Origin of the sequence: Azospirillum palustre, from assembly GCF_002573965.1 — a bacterium.
Classification (GTDB): Bacteria; Pseudomonadota; Alphaproteobacteria; order Azospirillales; family Azospirillaceae; genus Azospirillum; species Azospirillum palustre.
The window spans coordinates 451,000-473,700 of the sequence record NZ_PDKW01000043.1 but is presented as its reverse complement, the minus strand read 5'-3'; the positions used below and the strand labels follow the sequence as shown (position 1 = coordinate 473,700).

The following is a 22,701-nucleotide window of genomic DNA, read 5'->3' as shown; positions in this document are numbered from 1 at the left end:
TCTCAAGTCAAGACCAAGGTACCGACCCAACCGACCAGGGCCAGGATCACCAGCATCACCAGCAGCGCAACGATGACGGCGTTGGTGCGGCGAATCGACCGGCAGCGCGGGCACCCCTCCTCGGCGGCGGGATAGCGGTGGGCACAGCGGTCGCAGCGGACGGTCTGTTCGGTTGCCGTCTGGTCAGTCATCGGCGGGTTCCATCGGATCGATAAAGCTGTCAGGCCGCAGGGATAGCACGCCGGCGGCCCTTCATCCATCGGTCGGAATGCCTCAATCGGCCGCGGTGGTCTCGACCGGCGGAACCGCACGCAGCTCGGTCGCCTGTAGGCGGCGCGGGCTGTGGTCCAGCGGTTCGAGCAGCGGCATCTCCGCCCCCTCCGGCGCGGCATGCAGATCGCGGAAACGGCGCGCGCTGACCAGCACCCGCGATTCCAGCGTACCGACAGCGCTGTTGTAGGAGCCGACGGCCTTGTCCAACTGCCCGCCCAACCGGTCCATATGACCGCCCAGATCGGACAGCCGCTTGTACAGCTCGGCGCCGAGCGCGCTGATTTCGCGGGCATTGTCGGCCAGCCGCTCCTGCCGCCAGCCGTAGGCGACGGCGCGCAGCAGGGCGATCAGGGTGGTGGGAGTCGCCAGAATCACCCGATGGTCGATGCCGGCTTCGATCAGCGCCGGGTCCTGCTCCAGCGCTGCCGAGAAGAAGTTCTCGCCGGGCAGGAACAGCACGACGAATTCCGGGCTGTCGTCGAACTGGTCCCAATAGCCCTTGGTACCGAGCTGCTTCATGTGGTCGCGGACATGGCGGGCATGGCGGACCATGCCGTCGCGCCGGACCGTGTCGTCGACCGCCTGGATGCCGTCCAGATAGCCTTCCAGCGGGGTCTTGGCATCGACCACGAGGGTCTTGCCGCCGGGCAGCGTGACGATCAGGTCAGGGCGCAGCCGGCCGCTGTCGACCGACACCTGCTCGACGAAATCGCAATGGTCGAGCATCCCGGCCATCTCGCAGACCCGGCGCAGCTGGATTTCGCCCCAGCGCCCACGCGCCGCCGGGGTGCGCAGAGCCCGGACGAGGTTGCCGGTTTCCGCCCTGAGCGCGCTTTGCGTCTCCACCAGCGACAGCACCTGTTGCTTCAACCCCTCATAGGCCCCCGCCCGCGTGCTTTCCAGGTCGCGGATCTGCCGGTCCATCGCCTCCAAACTCTGGCGCACCGGATCGACGATGGCGGCGATGGCGGTCTGGCGCTTGTCGAGGTCGCCCTTCGCCTGCTCCTGGAAGCCGGCCAGCGTCTCCCGCGCCAGATCGAGGAAGCTGCGGTTGTTCTGGTGCAGCGCCTCCGCCGACAGCGCCTTGAAGCTGTCGGCCAGCGCCGCCTGGGCGCGCTCCAGCAGCGCCATCTTTTCCGCCGCCGCGGTCCGTTCGGCCTCCAACCGGGTGGACAGCTGGGCATGGCGTTCGCGGGCGTTGGCGACCTCGCCATGCAGGCGGGAGATCTGGTGGTCGCGCGCTTCGATCTCCTCGCGCAGATCGCCCTCGGTCCGCTCGGCGAGGTCGAGGCGGGTGGCGAACTCAGCGTGCAGAGCGGCAGCCGCCGCTTCGGCCCGCCCGGCAGCGGCGCGCAGCACCGCCCAGGCGACGGCGGCGCCCAGCAGCAGACCGGTCGCCAACCCGATGCCCAGCGACAGACCGTCCACCACCATCCCGTTGACCAGGAACTGCGTCACCCCAAATCCCCTCACCACTGGACCGGAAGCAGCCTATCGGAACGAATCGCGAATTGGAACAAGGCGCGAACGCACCAAACACGGCACCGGCCCGGCTTTCGCTTTCTCCGCTTGCCCAACCAAGAATCCGGCGCCATATCGGAAACCATGCCAGACGACACTCTCCCAGACGACAAATCCCCCGATATCGGCAAGTACGATTGCGGCCCGAACTGCGGCGGCCCGCGTGTCCGCGCCATCCCGCCCGGCGAGGACCGCGAGCGGCTGCTGTGCCCGGACTGCGGCTACATCGCCTATCAGAATCCGCTGATCGTGGTGGGCGCCGTTGCGACCTGGGAGGATGGCCGCATCCTGCTCTGCCGCCGCGCCATCGAGCCGCGCAAGGGCTACTGGACCCTGCCCGCCGGCTATATGGAAGAGCGCGAGAGCACCCGTGACGGCGCCGCCCGCGAAGCCTGGGAGGAGGCACGGGCGCGCATCGACATCGACCATCTGCTGGCGATCTACGACATCCCGCGCATCAGCCAGGTCCAGATGATTTTCCGCGCCCGCCTGCTCTCGCCCGACGTGGAGCCCGGCCCGGAAAGCCTGGAGGTCGGCCTGTTCGAGTGGAAGGACATCCCCTGGAACGAGCTTGCCTTCCCCACCGTCGTCTGGGCATTGCGCGAGCATCATGAGCGGCTCGGCCGCTCCGACTGCGCCCCGGCGGTCAACCCCACGCCGGACGCGCTCGCCCGGTGGGAGAAGATGCTGTAGGGGCCAAGTCAGGGTTGGGGCGGGTGCGCCGCCCCGTCCGCCGGGAACTTCGCCACCACCTCCTGCTCCGCCCCATCGCGCCGGATGGTCAGCGGCAGCCAGGTGCCCGGCGCTTGCCGGCGGATCACCGCGACCAGATCGGCGGGTGCGCGCACCGCCGTGCCGGCAGCGATCAGGATGCGGTCGCCGGTGCGCAGGCCCGCCGCCGCGGCCACGCTGCCGCCGCTGACCGCCCCCACCGTGATGCCCTCCGGACCGGGGTCGAGTTGCACGCCCAGCTTGGGGCGCTGCGGCTCCGCATCCTCCCGTTCCGGCCCCAGGCCGAACACCGCATCGGCGATGCGGCCATCCAGCTCGCCGCAGTCGCGGTCGGCGTCCCAAGGCAGCAGCACGGCCGCATCGCCGATGCCGAGATCGGCCAGCTGGTGCGGAACGCCGTCACGGCTGGCGACATGCCCCTCCCCCAGGATGCCGACCACGAGACGGCCGGTGGTGCGGCGGGTCTCGGCGATCTTCTCCGCCATCGCACGGTCCCAGACGCCTTGCGCCTCGATGAAGCGCTTGACCGCGCTGTCGGGCGCGTCGGCCGGTGCGGCGGAGCGGGCTTCGGAGCGGTCGTGCGCCGCCAGCGTCTCGGTCAGGCGGTTGCGGTAGGCCTCCGTCGGGGCAGCGGGCGTGCCGACGCCCTCGCGCTGCGCCTCCGGGATGGTGGCCCAGCCGTTGCGGGCGGTGCGGCCGATCAACGACCGTTCCACATTCAGCGCCACCACCGGCAGCCGATGCAGGCGGGCGAATTGCAGGATCGGCAGATAGAATTGCGGGTCGAAGCCCCAGACCGTGCGCCAGTCCGTCGCCTTCAGGAACTCGCCCTCCGTCATCCCGCCCGCCACCCAGCGGTCGAGCACCGGTTGCAGCCGGCGCGGCAGCATTTCAATCCCGACGGCAAGGTCGGGGTTCAGCGCATGCAAGCCGGCCAGGGTGTGCAATTGCCAGCGGTGGTGGTCCGCCTTGTCATGCTGCTCCCCCAGCAGGACCACTGGCGCCTCGGCAAGGCGGCGCAGCAGCGGCACCGGCTCCACCGCCGCACCGGCACTGTCGGCCCAGACGCCGGGCGGCACGCAGGCGACCCGCAAGGGCTCCGCAGCCCAGCCGGCCGAAGCCGTCATGGACAGCGCCGTGACGGTCAGCAGGACGAGCCGACAGCGCAATGAAGGCGCAAGAGGACGGAAGGGCTGGCGCGGCAAGGGCTGGCTCCGTCTTGCGGGGATTCGCCAAGGTTGGCGCTGCCAGGCGCAAGGTCAATGGACAAGGCCGCCGATTGCGTCGTTCTGCCGCGCCATATGCCGCCCCCGGCTCAGACCGGACAGCCGGGCGAAGCTGGCATACTGACGGATGACAGGCGGTGATGACAGGCGGTGCGGCGGCGGGTAGGATCGCCGCAGGCGGTGGACCACCGGCGGATGAGGGGGCCTTCGATCCTCCCATCCGGAACTCCCGAGGCCGTTCCCAGGGCGTCCGCTTCCCCCGCCGACCGCAATCATTCGTGAAGCGCAGCCCCCCATGCCGCACCGCAAAGTCGTCATTCTCACCGGCGCCAGCCGGGGTATCGGACACGCCACCGTCACCCGGTTCAGCAACGAAGGCTGGCGCGTGATCTCCTGCTCGCGCGAGGATGTGCCGGCCCATTGCCGCCGCGATCCCAACTGGACCCACCACATCCCGGCCGACCTGTCGGACCCCGCCAGCCGTGCCGCCTTCGTCGAGGAGGCGAACAAGGCGCTGGACGGGGCGCCGCTGCACGCCCTGATCAACAACGCCGGCATTTCGCCGAAGACGCCGATCAAGGAGCGGCTCGGCTGCCTGAACGGCTCGATCGAGGGCTGGCACCGGGTGTTCGAGCTGAACTTCTTCGCCGCCCTGGTTCTGGCGCGCGGCTTCGCCGCTCCGCTGTCGCGGGCGAAGGGGGCGATCGTCAACGTCACCTCCATCGCCGGCCATTCGGTCCATCCCTTCGCCGGCTCGGCCTATTCGACCTCGAAGGCGGCCCTGTCCGGCCTGACCCGCGAAATGGCGGTGGAGTTCGCGGAGATCGGCGTCCGCGTCAACGCGGTGGCCCCCGGAGAGATCGAAACGGCGATGACCGGCCCGGAATATGACGTGCTGATCCCGCGCATCCCGCTGAAGCGCATGGGCACGCCGGAGGATGTCGCCGCGGTGATCTTCTACCTGTGCGGCCCGGACTCGGCCTATGTGACGGGGACGGAGACCTTCATCACCGGCGGGCAGCATCTGTTCTGAACGGGAGGACGGCGGGGGCCGCCACAGCGAAGGCCCCCGCCGGAAAACGTCCTACGTCCCGGCCCTCCAGGCGATCAGCCGCCGCGCCGCCTCGGCGATGGTCGCTTCCGACCCGGCGAAGCTGAAGCGCAGGAAGCGGCGGCCGCGGGCGGTGTCGAAATCGATGCCGGGGGTGCAGGCGATGCCCGTCTCCTCCAGGATCCGCTTCGCCAGCGCCTCGCTGTCGTCGGTCATGTCCGACACGTCGGCATAGATGTAGAAGGCGCCATCGGCCGGGGCCATCTTGGTGAAACCAGCCTTCGGCAGCTCCTCCAGCAGCAGCGCGCGGTTGCGGGCATAGCGGGCGACGTGGCCGTCCAGCTCCTCGGTACACTCGAAGGCGGCGACCGCCGAGACCTGGCTCAGCGTCGGCGCCGAGATGAACAGGTTCTGCGCCAAACATTCGACGGAGCGCAGCAGATCGTCCGGAACGATCATCCAGCCCAGCCGCCAGCCGGTCATCGAGAAATATTTGGAGAAGCTGTTGACCACCAGCGCCTGATCGTTGACCTCGGCCGCGGTGACCGCGTCGGTGCCATAGGTCAGGCCGTGGTAGATCTCGTCCGACACCATGCGCACGCCGTTGGCGCGGCACCAGTCGGACAGCGCGGTCAATTCCTCCCGGCTCAGCATCGTGCCGGTCGGGTTGGCCGGGCTGGCGACGATCAGCCCCTGCACCGGCTCGTCGAGCGCCTCCAGCAGTTCGACGGTCGGCTGGAAACGATGCTCCGGCCCGGTCGGCAGTTCCACCGGGACCACGCCGGCTGCAGTCAGGGTGTGGCGGTAGGCCGGATAGCTGGGCGAGGCCATCGCCACCCGGTCACCCGGATCGAAGGCGGCGAGAAAGCCCAGCTGGAACGCACCCGACGACCCGGTGGTGACGACCACGCGGCCCTCCGGCACCTCGACGCCGTAGCGGTCCTTGTACCATTTGGCGATGGCGGCGCGCAGCGGCGGGATGCCGAGCGCACCGGTGTAGCCCAGCGGATCGGTGCCGACCACCGCGGTGGCCGCCGCCTGCACCACGCCTTTCGGCGCGCCGCTGGACGGCTGCCCCACCTCCATATGCAGGACCTCCAGGCCGGCGGCTTCGCGCTCGGCGGCGGCGCGCATCACTTCCATCACGAAGAAGGGCGGAATGGCGCCCCGCTTGGAAACCTTGGGCTGCTTGCTCATGATCGTCCGTCTCTACCTGTCGCCGGCCTTGGGCCGGGCCATTATTGTCCGGGACTCAGTCCCGCTTGCGCTCGCTTTCAACCGTCAGCGCGAGGCTGGCGGCGCGCGGATCGTTCACCGCCTGGCAATAGCGGATTCCATCTTCCACCGACACCCGGCAGCCGACGAAGCTGACGCGTCCGGGGATGGATTGCGGGCGGGCCGCCTGGATCTGGGTGGCGGTGGACTTGTCCTCCAGGCCGGCGGGAAGGGCAACCGACAGCAGTGCCGCCGGGCCGGCGGCCGGGCCGTCGTCGCCGTTGGCGGTGCCGACCCCGGCGAACAGGGTGCGGCCGATGATGGAGTTGGCGATCAGAGCCGGCGCACCGAAGCCGCCGCGGTCCACGCCCTGGGCCACCAGCATGCCGGTGCCGGGGATACCGCGGCCGGTGCCGAAGGGTGCTCCCTGGGTGAAGGCGCAGGCGGCACCGTTCTCGTCGGGATCGATCACCATCACGCCAGCCCCGGCGGCAGTCGCGCCTTTGCCGGTGGCACCCAGCAGCTGGGCGGCGCGGGTGGCGCGCTCGGCCGGAGGAAGGGCGGCAACCGATTTCCAGGCCTGGACCAGGGCGGCGCCGGTCTCCGGATCGCTCATGTCGGGAACATGCAGGTCGGTGATGTCGAAGGGCACGGTCAGCGTGCCGACAACGCGCGGCTGGTAGGCCCGCAGCTGCGCCGGGTCGATGCCGGTACCCTGGGCAACCGTCGCGGCGAGCGGGCCGTTGTAGAAGGCACCCACCCCCTGGCGGCGCAGGATCGACAGCGTCGCCGCCAGCTCCGGCTGGCCGACCACGGCGCCAACCGCCGGAGTGCCGCTGCCGAGGAAGCGCCGCCTCGTCTCGGAGTCGGGCGCCAGCCGCCCGCCGAAGGTGCCGAGATCCTGCACCAGTGCGCGGCTGAGGCCGGGAGAGAACTGGGCCAGCTGTTCGGCCGGGGCGACGACCTGCTCCCACCGCATCACGCCAGCGGCGGCTTGGACCGCATACAGGCCCCGTGCCATCGCCGGCATGGCGACGACGCCGGCACCGGCCGGGCGCGGCAGGAAATCGATGGTGCGGGCCTTCTTCGACGCCGCGTCGAACAGCACGCAGACGCCGCCGCCGGTCAGCCCGACGCGCGACGGCAGGCTGGCTGTCATCGCCAGGGCCATCGCCGCGACCGCGTCGCCGGCCTTGCCGCCCTGGGCGATGATGTCGCGCCCCACACCGGCGGCATAGGGCTCGTCGGCGACGACGAAGCTCTGCACCGTGGCGTCGGTCTTGAACTTGGTGTTGACGCAGCCCGACAGCAGTGATGCAGCTATGGCAACCGCGCCCAACCGTTGCCAGATTTGCAAGCGAGTGTGTCGTGGGCTCCGCCGGTCGTGCGCGGGGGTCCGCTGTTCCAAGCCGGAGGTCGTCACGGTGCGCAAGCCCAGCAGGCTGGTTTCGGTCGTCGCCATCATGTCCGTATGTCTGATGTCGCTGGTGTGGGGAGCGCCACCGGCGAGCGCGCAGCGCCGCTCGGAGATGCAAATCCTCAGCGACGCCGAGACGGACCATATCATCCGCAAGATGGCCCGGCCAATCTTCCAGGCGGCCGGCATCGACCCGGACTCGGTGCAGATTCTGCTGATCAACGACCCGACGGTGAACGCCTTCGTTGCCGGCGGACAGAACATCTTCATTCACACCGGGCTGCTGCTGGACGTCGACAACGCCGACCAGTTGCTGGGCGTGATCGCGCACGAGACCGGCCACATCTCCGGCGGCCATCTGGTCCGCGGGGCGGAGGCGATGGACAATGCCTTCCTCGCCTCGCTGCTCGGCATGGGTCTCGGCATCGCCGGCGGTCTGGCCTCGCGCAATGCCGGCGCCGGTGCGGCAGGCGTCATGCTGGGCCAGCATCTGGCGGAGCGGAACTATCTGTCCTTCTCCCGCACCCAGGAGGCCTCGGCCGATCAGGCCGGCCTGTCCTTCCTGGAACAGTCGGGGATCTCCGCCAAGGGGATGGAGACCTTCCTGGAGAAGCTGGGCGTCAACGACCCGCTGATGAACGACCGCGACGCCGGCTATCGCCTGACCCACCCGCTGACGCGCGAGCGCATCGACGCAGTGAAGGCCTTCGTCGCCCGCTCCCGCTACAGCAATGCCCAGCTGCCGTCGGCGACGGAGGCCGACCTGCGGCGCGTCCAGGCCAAGCTTTACGGCTATCTCGACCCGCGCGGCGCCCTGGTCCGTTACAAGGTGAACGATCCGTCGCCCGCCGCCCGCTACGGCCGCGCCTATGCCTATTTCCGCCAGGGCGACGTCAAGCAGGCGACGCCGCTTGTCGACGGGCTGATCGCCGACGAACCGAAGAACCCCTATCTCTATGAGATGAAGGGCGACCTGATGCTGCAGACCGGCCGGGCGCCGGATGCGGTGGCTCCCTATCGGAAGGCGGTGGAGATGGCCGGTTCCGATGCCGGAACGATCCGGGTCTCCCTCGCCCACGCCCTGCTGGAGCAGCACGACCCCCGTCTGGCCGACGAGGCGCTGAAGAATTTGCAGATCGCCTCCAAGGGCAAGGCGCAGTCGGCTTTCCTGTGGCGGCTGACCGCCCAGGCCTGGAGCATGAAGAAGAACGACGGCATGGTCGCCTACGCCACGGCGGAGGAGGCGCTGGCGCGCGGTGACATGCCGATGGCCAAGGCCCAGGCGGAGCGGGCGGAAAGGATGCTGCCTGCCGGATCGCCCGGCTGGCTGCGCGCCCAGGACATCCGCGGCCAGACTGGCGGGGCCGACAAGCCGGAGCGCTGACGGGATCGTCGTCGGCGCTTTGGTCATATGACCAAAGCGTCCTTCCGGTAACGCAACGGTCATTGAACCGTCCCGGCCACGTCATCGCCGCTTGCTATTCCGCGGACATCGAGCACGCCTGAGTGAAACAGGGCGCGCTGTTCCGTCCACGGAGTACACCGCATGCCGTCAGTCCGCCTGCCGTCCTGGCGCCTCGCCTCCTGGCGTGGCGCGCTGCTCGCCACCGCCGCCCTGATGTCCGCCAGCCTGACCGTTGCCGCGGCCCAGGCGCAGGACCAGCAGGCCAAGCGCTATCCCGCCACGCTCGCCGGCCATGCGATGCTGCCGGCCGACACGCTGGTGCAGGCGCCGGCCGACGCCGGTCCACTGTTCGCCACCGCCGGCAAGTTCACCAATGCCGACCGCAAGCGCGTCGACGCCGTGGGCACCATCCGCGCGACCTCCTTCGCCGCCGATCCGAAGGCTCCGCGTGAGACGGAGATCATGCTGCCGGTCGCCGGCCAGGCGGTGCAGGGTTTCTCCGCCGTCGTGCCGCAGCCCAATGGCGAGTTCCTGGCCCTGACCGACAACGGTTTCGGCAGCAAGGTCAACTCGGTCGATGCGCTGCTGATGGTCCATCGCGTCAAGCCGGACTGGCAGAGCGGCGCCATGCAGCGGCTGGAAACGACCTTCCTGCGCGATCCCGACCGCAAGGTCCCCTTCGCCATCGTCAACGAGAACACCAGCAGCCGTTACCTGACCGGCGCGGATTTCGATCCGGAATCGCTGGTGGTCCAGAACGACCGCCTGTTCATCGGCGACGAGTTCGGCCCCTATATCCTGGAGCTGAGCCGGGACGGCGTGGTGATCGCGGTTCATGAGACGGTGATCGACGGCAAGCCGGCCCGCTCGCCCGACCATTACCGCAACAACGGCCTGCCGGCGGTGCCGGGTGCCGTGACTTTCGAGGTCCGCCGCTCCCGCGGGTTCGAGCCGATGGGCGTGTCGCCGGACGGCAAGACGCTGTACCCGTCGCTGGAAGGCCCGCTGTGGAGCGCCGCCGCCAATGCTTTCGAGAACAAGGACGGCCGCGCGTACACCCGTATCCTCGAATTTGACGTCGCCACCCGCACGTACACCGGCAAGTCGTGGAAGTACAGGCTGGAGGACAACGCCAACGTCGTCGCCGACATGGCGATGATCGACGACGGCAGCGCCCTGGTGATCGAGCGCGACGACACCACCGAAGGGGCGAAGACCCAGGCCTGCCAGGGCGAGATCAAGCCGGACTGCTTCAACGCGCCGGCCGCCTTCAAGCGCATCTACAAGATCGACATCGCCGGGGCGGATGCCGACGGCTTCGTCCGCAAGGTCGGCTACATCGACCTGACCGACATCGCCGACCCCGACCACAAGGCCCGCGCCGGCCAGGCCCCGGAAGGCCGCTTCGTCATGCCCCATCTCGGGCCTGAGGGGGTGAACATCGTCGATGGCGACCACATCGTCGTCGTCAACGACAACAACCTGCCCTATTCCACCGGCCGGACCATCGGCAAGGCCGACGGCGACGAGATGGCTCTGCTTTCAGTGGGCGAACTGCTGCGCGCCCGCTGACAGGTGACGGGTGACGGCCGATGGGTGATGGCCGCTCGCTGAAACGTGAGGTCCGGGCAGGCGTTTTGCGCTTGTCCGGACCGGATTGTCGGTCCAGTGTGGGCGGCCTTCGGCCCAATATCCTTCGTGTTTCGGAGACCGCCCCCCATGCGCCGCCTTATGCGCCCCGCCCTGCCGTTCCTGCGTTCCGCCCTGCTCGCCCTGCCCGTCGCGGCGCTGGCGCTGTCCGCCGCCACCCCGGCCAATGCGCAATCGGCAAGCTTCGACGGCAACCAGAAGGCCGCCATCGAGAAGATCGTCCGCGACTACCTGATGGAGCATCCGGAGGTGATCCTGCAGGCCGTCGACGCCATGCAGGAGCGCCAGAAGACGGCGGAGGCCGAACAGGCCCGCAAGGCGCTGACCGAGAACAAGCAGGAACTGCTCCGCAACCCCGCCGATCCGGTCATCGGCAACCCGCAGGGCGACGTCACGGTCGTCGAGTTCTTCGATTACCAGTGCGGCTACTGCAAGGCGGTTCAGGCCGACACCCAGTCGCTGATCAAGGGCGATCCCAAGCTGCGCTTCGTGCTGAAGGAATTCCCGATCCTGGGGCCGGCGTCCCTGGTCGCCTCCAAGGCGGCGCTGGCATCGCGCGGGCAGGGCAAATATGTCGAATTCCACAACGCCCTGATGGCCCAGCGCGGCCAGCTGGACGAGGCGGTCATCATGCGGCTGGCCAAGTCGGTCGGGCTCGACACCGACCGGCTGAAGAAGGACATGGAATCGCCGGACGTGCTGAAGGTGATCGCCGCCAATCAGGCGCTCGCCGAGAAGCTGAACATCCGCGGCACCCCCGCCTTCGTCTTCGGTGACGAGCTGGTGCCCGGCGCCATCAAGCTGGACGACATGAAGCGGCTGACCGACGCCGCCCGCGCCAAGGGTTGAGGCGGATCGTTCGATGACCGGAATGACCGAGCGGGCCAAGCCATCCATCGTCGTGTTCGACGTCGGGCAGGTGCTGATCGAATGGGACCCGCGGCACCTCTACCGCGAGCTGTTCGACGGCTATGAAGACCTGATGGAAGATTTCCTCGACGGGGTCTGCACCCCCGCCTGGAATTTGGAGCAGGACCGCGGCCGCCCCTGGAAGGACGCGGTCGCCCTGCTGACCGAGGAGCATCCGGACTGCGCCGAGCTGATCCGCGCCTATGACGACATGTGGGAGCGCATGGTGCCCGGCCCGATCCCCGGCACCCCGGACATCCTGGCGGAGTTGAAGGCCCGCGGCGTTCCCGTTTATGCCATCACCAACTTCTCGGTCGAGAAGTTCGAACTGACGCGCAAGCGCTTCGACTTCCTGAATGGCTTCGACGGGATCATCGTTTCGGGTGAGGAACGGCTGGTGAAGCCCGACCCGGCGATCTATCGGTTGCTGATGGATCGTTACGGTCTCGATCCCAAGGACTGCTATTTCATCGACGACAACCCCGACAATGTCGAGGCGGCCAAGTCTGTCGGCATGTCGGCACACCTGTTCCTGGGTGCGGAGGCGCTGCGGCGCGATCTGGATGCGCTGGGGCTGCTGTAACGCGTCCCCCTACTCCGCTGCCGCCTCGCGGTCGGTGGCGGAGTTGAACGCGTAGGTCTTCCAGGTCGGCTCATAGCCGTCGTCGGCCTGGTTGCCCCAGACCGACCAGTTGGGCCGGGCGCCGCGGGCGAACATCTCCAGGTAGGGGCCGGGGCTGCACGCCTCGATCAGTTCATACTGCTCGTCGGGCTTGCGGCTGTGCTCCCGCTTGCGGCTTTCAATCAGATTGACCTGGGTGCGGCCGGGCGGCAGCGTGCGGGCCTTCTTGCCGCGCACACCGAACAGGATCAGTTCGGTCACGTTGCGGAAGTAGAAGCCGACGCCGCGCCCGTCCGACCCGCCATCCTTGCGCACCTTGTGCCAGATCAGGTTGGTCTTGTACTCGAACCCCCAGCTGCGCATCACCTGCAAGCCTTCCGGCAGCAGGGCGTTGGGGACCCAGAGATAAAGATGCGCGGTCGGGGCGGCAATGTCGGCGACCGGCAGGGCGCAGATATCTTCCACCGTCATGGTGCCGTAGCGCGACAGGCGGCGGTGCTCCGGCGCCATCTTGCCGGTGCGGTTGACGAAGCGCCAGGGCGGGTCCGCCATCACGGTGGCGAAGCGCCGGTCACCGGCGAAGGCCACCAGATCCTGCGCCGGATCCGATGTCGTCTCCACCGTCTTGCTGTCGCCCATCGCTGCCTCGAAATCCTGAACAAATGCGGTACCGGAAGGGGTGCAAACTCGCACGGGGGGACTGCGCCGTCAATCCGGTCTGAACCGCGGAGCCGATGCTGTCACAGCCGCCGGTACCGCGTTCCCGTCACTCCTCCTCGCCGGCCTCCGCCATGGCGCGCAGGGCGGCACGCTCGGCAACGTTGACGGTCAGGCCCTGGGTGTCCACCCCCACGGCCCGCAGCTTGGCCAGCGCCCGCGACAGGGTTTCCGGCTGCATGCCCAGGCGGCGCGCGATCAACGCCTTGTCGAAGGGAAGCTGGAACTGTGCCGGCCCGTCGCCCGGCGGACAGACACGCATCAGGAAGGCGGCGACACGCTGCGGCGCCGGCTGAACCTGGAGTTGTTCGATCTGCGTCACCAGATGGCGCAGCCGGACCGACAGCGAGCCCAGCATGCCGAAGGCGATGCGGTCGTCCTCGCGCAGGCAGCGGGCGAATCCGTCGGCGGTCAGGGTCATGACGCGGGCGTCGGTCACCGCCTCCGCACAGACCGGGAATTTGCCGTCGGCGAACATGGCGGCCTCGGCGAAGCTTTCCGCCGGGCCGATGACATGCACCACCGCCTCCGTCCCGTCGCGGGTCAGGCGATACAGCTTCACCCAGCCGTCGAGCAGGACGAAGAAGCGGTCGGCCGTCTCGTCCTGCAGGAACAGGGTGGTGCCGCGCGACACCGGCCGCACGATGGCGACGCCGCCAAGAAGCGACACCGCACGGTCGGTCAGCTTGGCGAACAGCGGGATCGCGCGCAGTGCCGCGGTGTCTTCCGCCGACAGGTTCGAATGGTTCACGGTCATGGCAGCTTCCCCTCCCCGCTTGCCGACGGAATTGGTGTTGGTGGGGGCATCGGTGTCGCCATCGGTGTCGCCATTGGTATCGATGAGGCCGCCAATCCGGTGCCGCGCAGCAGCATCCAGCTATTGACGACGATGCCGGTGACGTCCGAGATCATCCCCGGCACCGATCCCACCAGACTGTTGTGCACGAACCAACAGGGCAAAGCCACCAGCATGGTGCCGCGGAAGCGCGCAACCTGTGTTTGATACCGGGCGAGGCTGATCAGCGCCATTCCCGCCGCGGCGAAGGCGGAGGGCAGGCCGGACCAGGTGAACGCCATCACCGCGGCGATCACCGGCAGAATCAGCAGATAGGCAATGCGGAAGGCCGACCGGCCGCCGATCGCCAGCGCCGCCGCCACCTGAAGCGCCGCAAGCCCGTTCAGCGCCGCTGCCGTCGGAGAGCCCACCATGGCGAAATGCAGGGAAAAACACAGGCAGGGCACCAATTGCACCAGCAGCATGCCGGTACGGCTGCGGAAAAAGGGCCAGAGCATGCCGCCGAGCGTGCCGCAAAAACCCACCAGCTGCGCCAGGGACCATCCGCCGCCCTCTGCGGCTGGGAGCAGGGAGGTCAGCAGCTCGTTCATGCCGAATCGCGCCTTCGACAGCTTGGGGCGGCAGAAGAGAGGCCGGCAAGCCAGCCTGGACAAGCCGGCTGATTCACCAGCGCCGGCCGCCCCGGAGGGCGGCGCCAAAAAAACAGGCGGGAGGAAACAGAAAGGAGCGGAGAAGACACACGCAACGAACAGCCGGGCCGAACTGGAGCCACGGCCGGATCACTCACGAGCCAGGACCGCAAAAGCAGCAGAATAAAAGACAGGAACGCACGGCGCGCCCCAAAAAGGGAGGCACCGTGCGCTGAAAGTCCGGACTCTCACCGGGAAGCCCGGAGCCAAAGCGGCTCGGGGCCTCGTCAGGCTTTTCAGCCAAGCGGAGCCGGCCGAGGCGGCATGCGTCCGGAGAGGACGAACGCCGTACGGCCGAGGCCCGGATATTCCGGAGCCTTACAGGTACTCGACCTTGCCCGCTTCCGGACCCTTCTGGCCCTGGCGAACGGTGACGCGCACCTGATCGCCTTCCTGGAGGGTCTGCATGCCCGAACGGCGCAGCACGTTGACGTGGACGAAGACGTCCTTGCCACCGGTGCTGGGCGTGATGAAGCCAAAGCCCTTATCGGCATTGAACCACTTCACGGTGCCGTCGACTTCTTCGCCACCGGTGCTGCCGCCGGCATCGTAGCCGCCGCGGTCATAACCGCCACGGTCGAAGCCACCGGTCGTCCGCGGACGGGCCGAACGCTGAGCGGTCGACGTATCGACCGTGTGGATGGAGGCAACCTGCGGACCCTTCGGCCCACGGGCCAGGTCGCAGGTGATGGTGGTGCCTTCGTCCAGCGCGTCGTAGCCGGCGGCCTGAACCGCAGAGACGTGCAGGAAGGCATCGGGCGAACCGTCCTCAGGCGACACGAAGCCGAACCCCTTGGTGGGGTTGAACCACTTCACGGTGGCGGTGACGTTGGACTTGGTGATCTCGGGAGCGCGGAAGCCCTGGCGGGGCGGGCGGTCGAACATGTGTCTTCAAGCTCATAGAGTGTGCCGAAAATCTGTTGTCACAGGTATCCGATCCCAGGTCAAGCCTTCCAAAGGAAAGATGACCGAATCGCCGTTAATTGCCTCACCCCAGGCTTACGCTTCCCCACCCGCCGGCTCGCCGGCCGGGCGAAAGCGGCACCGAAGTGCCGCTCCGCCCCCATCTCCGGCACTCCCGTACCGCGACCGGCAGAGCGACTCGGAAGGTTTATGCACGCCCCCCGTGCGCCGCGGTATCAGCCGGCCGGCTGGGCGAGCGCGGGATAATCGGTGTAGCCGTGGCTGTCGCCGCCGTAGAAGGTCTTCTGGTCCGGTTCGGCCAGCGGGGCGTCGATGCGCAGCCGCTCCACCAAATCGGGGTTGGAGATGAAGGGCCGGCCGAAGGCGATCATGTCGGCATGACCGTTCGACGTCGCCTGGATCGCCATGGCGCGGTCATAGACGTTGTTGGCCATGTAGCAGCCGGTGTAGAGCCCGCGCAGTTCGGCGAGATCGCCGCCGAATCCGGGATGCGGGCCGCGGGTCACGCCCTCGATCATGTGCAGATAGGCCAGACCGTAGCCGTTCAGGCGGCGGATCACCGGGCTGAAGGTGCCGACGGGGTCGCTTTCCTGGGCGTCGTTGGCCGGGCTCAGCGGCGACAGGCGGATGCCGACGCGGTCGGCCCCGGCCTCCGCCACCACGGCGTCCAGCACCTCGAACAGGAAGCGGGCGCGATTCTCGACGGAACCGCCATAGGCGTCGGTGCGCTTGTTGGTGCCATCGCGCAGGAACTGGTCGATCAGATAGCCGTTGGCGGCATGCACCTCCACCATGTCGAAACCGGCGGCCAGCGCATTGCGGGTGGCGCGGCGGTAATCCTCGACGATCCCCGGCAGTTCCGACACATCGAGCGCCCGCGGGGTCGGGATGTCCTTGAAGCCGTCGACGGTGAAGGCCTTCATCTCCGGCTTGACCGCCGACGGTGCCACCGGCAGGGCACCGCCCGGCTGCAGGTCGGGGTGGGAGATGCGACCGACATGCCAGAGTTGCAGGCAGATGTGTCCGCCCTTGGCATGGACGGCGTCGGTCACCAGCGTCCAGCCCGCCACCTGTTCGGCGCTGTGGATGCCGGGGGTGTAAGCATAGCCCTTGCCCTGCGGCGAGATCTGGGTCGCCTCCGCGACGATCAGGCCGGCAGTGGCGCGCTGGGCGTAATATTCGGCGTTCATCGCGGTCGGCACGCCGGTGGCGTTGTCGGTGCGGCTGCGGGTCAGCGGCGCCATGGCGATGCGGTTGGGCAGGGTGTAGCGCCCGATCGTCACCGGCTGGAACAGGGGGGCCGCGTCCTGGCTGTCCGTCATGTCCGATCCATTCTGCTGATTGGAAACTGGACAGGAAAGTGTGGCGCGCCATCGGCCTCCGGCAAGGCTTCGCTGCACCGCAGCAACCGGAAGGGCGGCATGGCTGCCATACCGGGTCAGGCACCGCGGCGGGACCTTTCGGGCTCCCCGGCGGTTATTCCCGGCAGATTCCCTCAACAGGAAACGGGACCGCCGATGCAGCATCCCTGGCCCGACCGCCTCTGGATCGTCCGTCACGGCGAAAGCGCCGGGAACGTCGCCCGCGACGCCGCGCACGCCGCCGGACTCAGCCGGATCGACATCGCCGAGCGCGACGTGGACGTTCCGCTCAGCCCGCTGGGCGAGCGGCAGTCCGACGCGCTCGGCCACTGGTTCGCCGCCATGCCGGCGGTGGAGCGGCCGGACGTGGTTCTGACCTCCCCCTACCGGCGGGCGATGCGCACGGCGGAACGGCTGCACCAGTCGGGCGGGCTGCCGGTCCACCCCAACGACTTCGTCGTCGACGAGCGGCTGCGCGAGAAGGAGTTCGGCGTGCTCGACCGGCTGACCACCGCCGGCATCCGCCAGGAATTCCCCGAGCAGGCGGAATTCCGCCGCCTGCTCGGGAAATTCTATCACCGGCCGCCGGGGGGCGAGAGCTGGTGCGACGTGATCCTGCGGCTGCGCAGCGCGCTCGACACCGTCAGCCTGCATCACGGCGGCCGGCGGGTGCTGATCGTCGGGCATCAGGTGGTGGTGCTGTGCCTGCGCTATCTGCTGGAGAACCTGACGGAGGAGGAGATCCTGGCCATCGACGCGGCCGGCGACGTCGCCAACTGTTCCGTCACCGAATACCGATTCGACGCTCAGGCGGGCCCTCGCGGCGGACTGCTGCTGCACCGCTACAACTTCGTCGCCCCGCTGGAGGAGGCCGGCGCCCCGGTCACCGCCGAGCCGGACGCCGCCATCGCCGCCCGCTAGGCCGCCTTCCACCACCTGCCACCTGCCACCTGCCACCTGCCGAGGAGGAGCGATTGGACGCCTCAACCGAGGAGATCCCCGTCACCGCCGAGCTTCTGCGTGGCATGCCCCTGCCCCAGCCGGACGGTCACGGCGACAAGGAAACCCGCGGGCGGGTGCTGGTGGTGGCCGGCAGCGTTCCGGTTCCGGGCGGCGCCCTGCTCGCCGGGATCGGCGTGCTGCGGGCGGGGGCCGGCAAGTTGCAGATCGCCACCGCAGCCAGCATCGCGCCCCATCTGGGCCTTGCCCTGCCGGAAGCGCTGGTCGCCGGGCTGCCCGAGACCGCCGACGGCGAAATCGCCCCCGACTCGGCCGGGGCACTGTCCGAGCGGGCCTCGCGCTGCGACACGGTGCTGATCGGTCCGGGCATGATGAACGAGGCGGCGGTCGCCGACCTGACCGCGGAACTGCTGACCCGGCTTGAGGCGGGCGAGAACGGGCCGCGCTTCGTACTGGATGCCGGGGCGCTGGCCGGGCTGCGCCGGAACGCGGCGGCTCTGCACCGTCACGAGGGCCGCGTGGTGATCACCCCCCATGCCGGCGAGATGGCCGGGCTGCTCGGCTGTTCCCGTGACCGGGTGGATGCCGATCCGCTCGGCTGCGCGAGGCAGGCGGCGGACCGGCTGAAGGCGGTGGTGGCGCTGAAGGGAAGCTGCACCCGCATCGTCGCCCCCGACGGCCGCGCCTGGGCCTACCGCGGCGGCACGGTGGGGCTGGCGACCTCCGGGTCCGGCGATACCCTGGCCGGGATCGTCACCGGCCTGCTGGCCCGCGGCGCCAGCCCGGAGCAGGCCGCAATCTGGGGCGTCTACCTGCATGGCGAGGCCGGCAACCGCCTGACCCGCCGCATCGGCCCGCTGGGCTTCCTCGCCCGCGAACTGCTGGCGGAAATCCCGGCGGTGATGGCGGCGCTGGCGAGCGACCCGGACGGCCGCTGAGCCTTACCGAACCGGGGCGCCGACGCTGGCAGGGGCCGGTGCTGGAGCCGGCGGCAGGGCCGGGGTGGCCGGGGGTGTCATACTGCGGCGCGGCTGCGACGGCGCCACATCGGCCGACAAGGCCGCATCGCGATCACGGCAGCGGTCGACCACCTTCTGGCCGCAGGCGACGAAGCCCAATTCCTTGTTCAGGCAGACCCGCACCTCCGACACGTCTCGGCGGGAGCAGACGACCGCCACCCCTTCCGCAGTCAGGCCGGGATTGGCGTCGAGGAACAGCCGCTCCACCTGGGTCGCCGGCACGGTCGGGCCGGGCGCCTTGATCGTCTCGGGGATCGCCACCTTGGCCGCGGCGGCGCGCAGCTTGGCGAAATAGTCGGTCGCGGTCAGGCCGGAGCAGGTCCCGTGCTTGCGCCATTCATGCATCATCAGGCCGACGCTTGGCATCACCGGCATGGTCTGGTCCACCACCGCCTTGGGCAGGTTGCGGTCGCGGGTGCAGGTGGCGGGATAGCTGCCGTCATTGTACTGCGGCCACAGGCCATGGACGACGAAGCCGTATTTCCGGTCGCCGCACTGGTCGGGATCGGGACCATTCTTGTCACGGGCGCAGTAGGTCGGCGTCCAGGACAGCGACAGGATGTAGTAATCGAAGGCCCCCGGCTCCGCCCGCCTCTGCGCCCAGGAGGGGCTTGCGGCGAACAGTCCGGCAACCAGAACGGACAGGATGGCGGCGGCGGCGCTTCGCATGACGGTCTTCCCCCAGGGCTATGCTTCCTTGCGTTGCATACCATGGAAGGATGTTTCTGTCGCGGGGTCTCGACACCGGCATCACCCGGCCAAATCTCACTTCGCCGAACGTTTGCGCGTTCCGTCCCAGCAGAGGGTATAGTGACCGGCATGTTCACCCTGTCCGCCCCGATTCTGCTGCGCGCCTATGCCGCCGGCATCTTCCCGATGGCCGAAAGCGCCGAATCGCGGGAGCTTCACTGGTTCGATCCGGAACGCCGCGGCATCCTGCCGCTGGACGGCTTCCATGTCGCGCGCAGCCTGCGCAAGACGCTGCGGCGCTGTCCGTTCGACCTGCGCTTCGACAGCGCCTTCCGCGCGGTGATCGAGGGTTGCGCCGAAGCGACGGACGAGCGGCCGAAGACCTGGATCAACGACGACATCGTCCGGCTCTATGGCGATCTGTTCGACGCCGGCTTCGCCCACAGCGTGGAATGCTGGCGCGACGGCCGGCTGGTCGGCGGGCTGTACGGGGTGGCGATCGGCGGCGCCTATTTCGGCGAGAGCATGTTCAGCCGCGAGACCGGGGCCAGCAAGGTGGCACTGGTCCATCTGGTCGCCCGGCTGCGCGCCGCCGGCTTCGCCCTGCTCGACACCCAGTTCGTGACCGAGCATCTCAGCCGGTTCGGCGCCGTCGAGATCCCGCGCAACGAGTACCGCCGCCGCCTTGCCGCGGCGATGGAGCGCAAGACCGACTTCCGCGGCGTCGACCAGCAGGCGGCGCTGGCCGAACTGCTGGAGTCGGCAGCAACGTCCCCCGGCTGAACGGGTATCCCGCTGCCGGGGGTTATGCCCGGAAGCGCCGTCACACAGCCCCGCCCTACCACGCCCGATCCGTTGTGCGCCACAACGGCGGCAGCCATCCTCCGCGCATCCACCGCCATGGCTGGAAGGCGCCCATGCGCTTCTGGAACGCATCCCGGATTTCACCTGCCCTGATCGCCGGCCTGACGATCATCCTGGCAGGCGTGCTGATCGGCGCACCGCTGCTGGTGCTGAACGGCTTTCCGCTGACCTTCGACGACACGCCGGGCTATCTGGAGCCGGCCTTCAACATCCTGCACCGGGCGGCCCAGCCCGCCTGGACGCCGCCGCCGGACCTGTCGCCGCACGGCCTTCCATCGTCCAACATCTTCTTCCTGCGGCCCTTCGGCTACATGCTGTTCCTGCTGCCCTTCGCCGGCGGCTGGGGCGTCTGGCTGATCCCGCTGGCCCAGGGCATCCTGGCGGCGGCGGTCCTGCGCGCGGCCCTGACCGCGGCGGCAGTGCCGGACCGGCCGGGACTGTTCCTCGGCATTGCCGCGGTGCTGGGGCTGACCACCAGCCTGTCTCTGCACGCCGCGACGATCATGCCGGACTTCCTGACCGGGCTGGTGATCCTGCTGGTCTATGTCGTCGTCGTCCGATGGCCGGCCCTGACCGCCGCTCGGCGGCTGCTGACCGTTGCGGCGCTCACCGGCATGATCGTCTCCCATCTCAGCCATCTGGCGATCCTGGGCGGGATGATCGTCCTGCTCGCACTCTGGGCGCTGTGGCAGGATCGCGCGATGCTGCGGTCGCTGGGCTGGGGGGTGCTGCTGCCGATGGTGCTGGCGGTCGGGCTGCTGACCGGCTCCAACCTGCTGACCGCCGGCCGGCCGGTGCTGTCCGAAAGCTCGCCCGTCTTCCTGCTCGCCCGGCTGATCGGCGACGGTCCGGCGCGCGACTATCTGGCCGAGGCCTGCCGCAACCGCGATTACCTGCTGTGCAACAGCCTCGATACGCTGGCCCGCAGTGCGCCCGGCTACGTCACCTCCGACTATTTCCTCTGGCATCCCGACGGTGCCCGCCGCCGCTTCGGCGACCAGCCCCGCTTCGTGGCTGAGGCGGCGGAGATCGCCCACAACACCATCGCCAGCCGCCCGGCCGCGGTCGCCACGCATGGGCTGGCGAATGCCGCCGGCCAGTTCGTCGAGGTCCAGCCCGACGATACCCTCGACGACCCGGTCAAGCCGCTGACCCGCCGCCTGTTCAGCCGTTTCCCGGCACCGGTCTATGCCGCTTTCGACCGGTCGCTGCAAACGCAGCAGCGCTTTCCCCGCGACGGGCTGGCGCTGGTCCAGGATCTGTCGCTGTCGCTCGGCGTGCTGGGGCTGGCCGCGCTGGGGCTGGGGCGCTGGCGGCGGGTCGACGGGCGGGTGCGGATGCTGATTCTGGTAATAGGGCTGGGGCTGACGCTGAACGCCGGCGTCACCGGCGGGCTGTCGGCCGTCCATGACCGCTATCAGAACCGCGTGATCTGGCTCGTGCCCTTCGCAGCCCTGGTTCTGCTGGCGACGGCCCGCAGCCGCGATCCCCTGCCCGCCAGCCAGACGGGGCGCATCGGCTCTGGTCAGCCGACCGGGTGGAACACGCCGCCGGGCATGGGCACCGGCACCCCGGTGGTCGCCGGCAGGCTGAGCGGCAGCCCCAGCCTGCTGCGCACGGCGAGATAGCCGAAGGCCTGCGCCTCAAGCGCGTCGCCGTCCCAGCCGACGGTGTCGGCTGGCAAGACGGGCACGCCCAGCCGGTCGGCCAGCATCGCCATCAGCGTGGCGTTGTGGCGCCCGCCGCCGCAGACCAGCCAGTGCACCGGCGACGCCGGCAAATGGGGCACTACGGAGGCGACCGATGCGGCGGTGAAGGCGGTCAGGGTGGCCGCACCGTCCTGCGGCGACAATCCCGCCACCGGCGCCGGGTCGAAGGCGTCACGGTCGAGCGACTTGGGTGCCGGGCGGCCAAAATAGGGATGGGCCATCAACGCCGCCAGCGCCGCGTCGTCCACCCGTCCCGCCGCCGCCAGCGCGCCGCCGGCATCGAAACGGCCAAGCCCATGGCGCAGCATCCAGTCATCGATCAGGGCATTGCCCGGCCCGGTATCGCAGGCGACGACCTCCGCCTCCCCGCCCACCGGTTCCGGACCGATCCAGCTGACATTGGCAACGCCGCCGATGTTGAGGACGGCGAGCGGCCGCGGCAGCCCATGGGCCAGCGCCCGGTGGAACAGCGGAACCAGCGGCGCGCCCTGCCCGCCCGCGGCGACGTCGGCGCTGCGCAAATCGTTGACCACGGCGATGCCGGTCGCCGCGGCCAGACGGGCGCCGTCGCCGATCTGGCAGGTCAGGCGCCGGTCGGGCTCATGGTGGATGGTGTGGCCGTGGAAGCCGATCAGCTCGACCTCCGCCGCGGCGACGCCCGCCTTGTCGAGCAGGCGGCGCACCGCGTCGGCATGAGCGTCGGTCAGGTCGCGCTCGACCTCCGCCACCGGCCCGCCGCTGACATCGCTTTTGCCGAGACAGCCGCGCAGCCGGGTCCGGAAGCCGTCATCATAGGGGATGGTCAGGAAGTCCAGCGCCTCCACCCGGTCGCGGCCATCGGTGCGCAGCAGAGCGGCGTCGATGCCATCCATCGACGTGCCGCTCATCAGGCCGACGACCGTGCGCAGCCCCTCCTTCGCTTCCATCGTCCGCTCCGCATCCCCTGTGGCG

General features: G+C 69.3%; 22 protein-coding genes. 10 read left to right on the top strand and 12 right to left on the bottom strand.

Annotated elements, in window-relative coordinates; translation table 11 throughout:
* Positions 1 to 2: 2 nt before the first annotated feature.
* Both CRT60_RS24550 and CRT60_RS24545 read right to left on the bottom strand, forming a co-directional pair.
* Positions 3 to 191, bottom strand: a complete 189-nt coding sequence (locus CRT60_RS24550; protein WP_098739180.1) for a hypothetical protein — start codon at positions 189 to 191, stop codon at positions 3 to 5.
* A gap of 82 nt (positions 192 to 273) precedes the next feature.
* Positions 274 to 1,731 carry a DNA recombination protein RmuC gene (locus CRT60_RS24545; RefSeq protein ID WP_244592734.1) on the bottom strand — a complete coding sequence of 486 codons (1,458 nt, stop codon included), beginning with the start codon at positions 1,729 to 1,731 and terminating at the stop codon, positions 274 to 276.
* A gap of 147 nt (positions 1,732 to 1,878) precedes the next feature.
* Between CRT60_RS24545 and CRT60_RS24540 the strand changes: the two genes are divergently transcribed.
* On the top strand, positions 1,879 to 2,487 hold the full coding sequence (locus CRT60_RS24540; protein ID WP_098739179.1) for an NUDIX hydrolase: 609 nt from the start codon (positions 1,879 to 1,881) through the stop codon (positions 2,485 to 2,487).
* A gap of 8 nt (positions 2,488 to 2,495) precedes the next feature.
* Here CRT60_RS24540 and CRT60_RS24535 read toward each other — a convergent pair whose 3' ends face one another.
* On the bottom strand, positions 2,496 to 3,653 hold the full coding sequence (locus CRT60_RS24535) for a ChaN family lipoprotein (protein WP_098741009.1): 1,158 nt from the start codon (positions 3,651 to 3,653) through the stop codon (positions 2,496 to 2,498).
* 394 nt (positions 3,654 to 4,047) lie between these two features.
* Here CRT60_RS24535 and CRT60_RS24530 point away from each other — a divergent pair, with 394 nt between their 5' ends.
* A complete protein-coding gene (locus CRT60_RS24530; RefSeq protein WP_098739178.1) occupies positions 4,048 to 4,785 on the top strand; it encodes an SDR family NAD(P)-dependent oxidoreductase in 738 nt (245 codons plus the stop codon).
* 51 nt (positions 4,786 to 4,836) lie between these two features.
* Here the strand turns inward: CRT60_RS24530 and CRT60_RS24525 are convergent, their stop codons facing one another.
* The gene (locus CRT60_RS24525; RefSeq protein WP_098739177.1) at positions 4,837 to 6,000 is read right to left on the bottom strand and encodes a pyridoxal phosphate-dependent aminotransferase; all 1,164 of its coding nucleotides are present in this window, start codon (positions 5,998 to 6,000) and stop codon (positions 4,837 to 4,839) included.
* Between the two features lie 55 nt (positions 6,001 to 6,055).
* Positions 6,056 to 7,375: a gamma-glutamyltransferase gene (locus CRT60_RS24520; RefSeq protein WP_244592733.1), complete on the bottom strand. Its 1,320-nt coding sequence runs from the start codon at positions 7,373 to 7,375 to the stop codon at positions 6,056 to 6,058.
* 67 nt (positions 7,376 to 7,442) lie between these two features.
* Here CRT60_RS24520 and CRT60_RS24515 point away from each other — a divergent pair, with 67 nt between their 5' ends.
* The 4 genes from CRT60_RS24515 to CRT60_RS24500 all read left to right on the top strand — a co-directional run bounded on the left by CRT60_RS24515 (position 7,443) and on the right by CRT60_RS24500 (position 11,982).
* A complete protein-coding gene (locus CRT60_RS24515; protein WP_098739175.1) occupies positions 7,443 to 8,819 on the top strand; it encodes a M48 family metalloprotease in 1,377 nt (458 codons plus the stop codon).
* A 162-nt stretch (positions 8,820 to 8,981) separates the two neighbouring features.
* Positions 8,982 to 10,412 carry an esterase-like activity of phytase family protein gene (locus CRT60_RS24510; protein ID WP_244592732.1) on the top strand — a complete coding sequence of 477 codons (1,431 nt, stop codon included), beginning with the start codon at positions 8,982 to 8,984 and terminating at the stop codon, positions 10,410 to 10,412.
* Positions 10,413 to 10,559: 147 nt separating this feature from the next.
* Entirely contained in the window at positions 10,560 to 11,339 is a 780-nt protein-coding gene (locus CRT60_RS24505) for a DsbA family protein (RefSeq protein ID WP_244592731.1), read from the top strand.
* 13 nt (positions 11,340 to 11,352) lie between these two features.
* Complete coding sequence (locus CRT60_RS24500; RefSeq protein WP_244592730.1) at positions 11,353 to 11,982, top strand: HAD family hydrolase; 630 nt, start codon at positions 11,353 to 11,355, stop codon at positions 11,980 to 11,982.
* Positions 11,983 to 11,991: 9 nt separating this feature from the next.
* Here the strand turns inward: CRT60_RS24500 and CRT60_RS24495 are convergent, their stop codons facing one another.
* The 5 genes from CRT60_RS24495 to CRT60_RS24475 all read right to left on the bottom strand — a co-directional run bounded on the left by CRT60_RS24495 (position 11,992) and on the right by CRT60_RS24475 (position 16,469).
* Positions 11,992 to 12,660, bottom strand: a complete 669-nt coding sequence (locus tag CRT60_RS24495) for an MT-A70 family methyltransferase (RefSeq protein ID WP_098739173.1) — start codon at positions 12,658 to 12,660, stop codon at positions 11,992 to 11,994.
* 127 nt (positions 12,661 to 12,787) lie between these two features.
* Positions 12,788 to 13,495, bottom strand: a complete 708-nt coding sequence (locus tag CRT60_RS24490; RefSeq protein ID WP_244592729.1) for a Crp/Fnr family transcriptional regulator — start codon at positions 13,493 to 13,495, stop codon at positions 12,788 to 12,790.
* Positions 13,492 to 14,124: a YgjV family protein gene (locus CRT60_RS24485; RefSeq protein WP_098739172.1), complete on the bottom strand. Its 633-nt coding sequence runs from the start codon at positions 14,122 to 14,124 to the stop codon at positions 13,492 to 13,494. The genes CRT60_RS24490 and CRT60_RS24485 overlap by 4 nt, the downstream gene beginning before the upstream one ends.
* Positions 14,125 to 14,541: 417 nt before the next feature.
* Positions 14,542 to 15,108, bottom strand: coding sequence for a cold-shock protein (locus CRT60_RS37585; RefSeq protein WP_098739171.1), 567 nt, complete (start codon positions 15,106 to 15,108; stop codon positions 14,542 to 14,544).
* Positions 15,109 to 15,362: 254 nt separating this feature from the next.
* A complete protein-coding gene (locus CRT60_RS24475) occupies positions 15,363 to 16,469 on the bottom strand; it encodes an alkene reductase (protein WP_098739170.1) in 1,107 nt (368 codons plus the stop codon).
* 195 nt (positions 16,470 to 16,664) lie between these two features.
* Here CRT60_RS24475 and CRT60_RS24470 point away from each other — a divergent pair, with 195 nt between their 5' ends.
* Positions 16,665 to 17,429 (top strand): histidine phosphatase family protein, encoded by a 765-nt coding sequence (locus CRT60_RS24470; RefSeq protein WP_098739169.1) that lies wholly within the window; start codon positions 16,665 to 16,667, stop codon positions 17,427 to 17,429.
* 53 nt (positions 17,430 to 17,482) lie between these two features.
* A complete protein-coding gene (locus CRT60_RS24465; RefSeq protein ID WP_244592728.1) occupies positions 17,483 to 18,406 on the top strand; it encodes an NAD(P)H-hydrate dehydratase in 924 nt (307 codons plus the stop codon).
* A 3-nt stretch (positions 18,407 to 18,409) separates the two neighbouring features.
* On the opposite strand, the gene CRT60_RS24460 is transcribed toward CRT60_RS24465, so the two are convergent.
* Positions 18,410 to 19,156 (bottom strand): ribonuclease T2 family protein, encoded by a 747-nt coding sequence (locus CRT60_RS24460; protein ID WP_098739168.1) that lies wholly within the window; start codon positions 19,154 to 19,156, stop codon positions 18,410 to 18,412.
* Positions 19,157 to 19,306: 150 nt separating this feature from the next.
* Here CRT60_RS24460 and aat point away from each other — a divergent pair, with 150 nt between their 5' ends.
* Positions 19,307 to 19,960, top strand: coding sequence for a leucyl/phenylalanyl-tRNA--protein transferase (aat, locus tag CRT60_RS24455; RefSeq protein WP_098741004.1), 654 nt, complete (start codon positions 19,307 to 19,309; stop codon positions 19,958 to 19,960).
* Positions 19,961 to 20,094: 134 nt separating this feature from the next.
* Entirely contained in the window at positions 20,095 to 21,669 is a 1,575-nt protein-coding gene (locus CRT60_RS24450) for a hypothetical protein (RefSeq protein ID WP_098739167.1), read from the top strand.
* On the opposite strand, the gene CRT60_RS24445 is transcribed toward CRT60_RS24450, so the two are convergent.
* The gene (locus CRT60_RS24445; protein WP_098739166.1) at positions 21,567 to 22,676 is read right to left on the bottom strand and encodes an anhydro-N-acetylmuramic acid kinase; all 1,110 of its coding nucleotides are present in this window, start codon (positions 22,674 to 22,676) and stop codon (positions 21,567 to 21,569) included. The genes CRT60_RS24450 and CRT60_RS24445 overlap by 103 nt on opposite strands.
* Positions 22,677 to 22,701 lie beyond the last annotated feature (25 nt).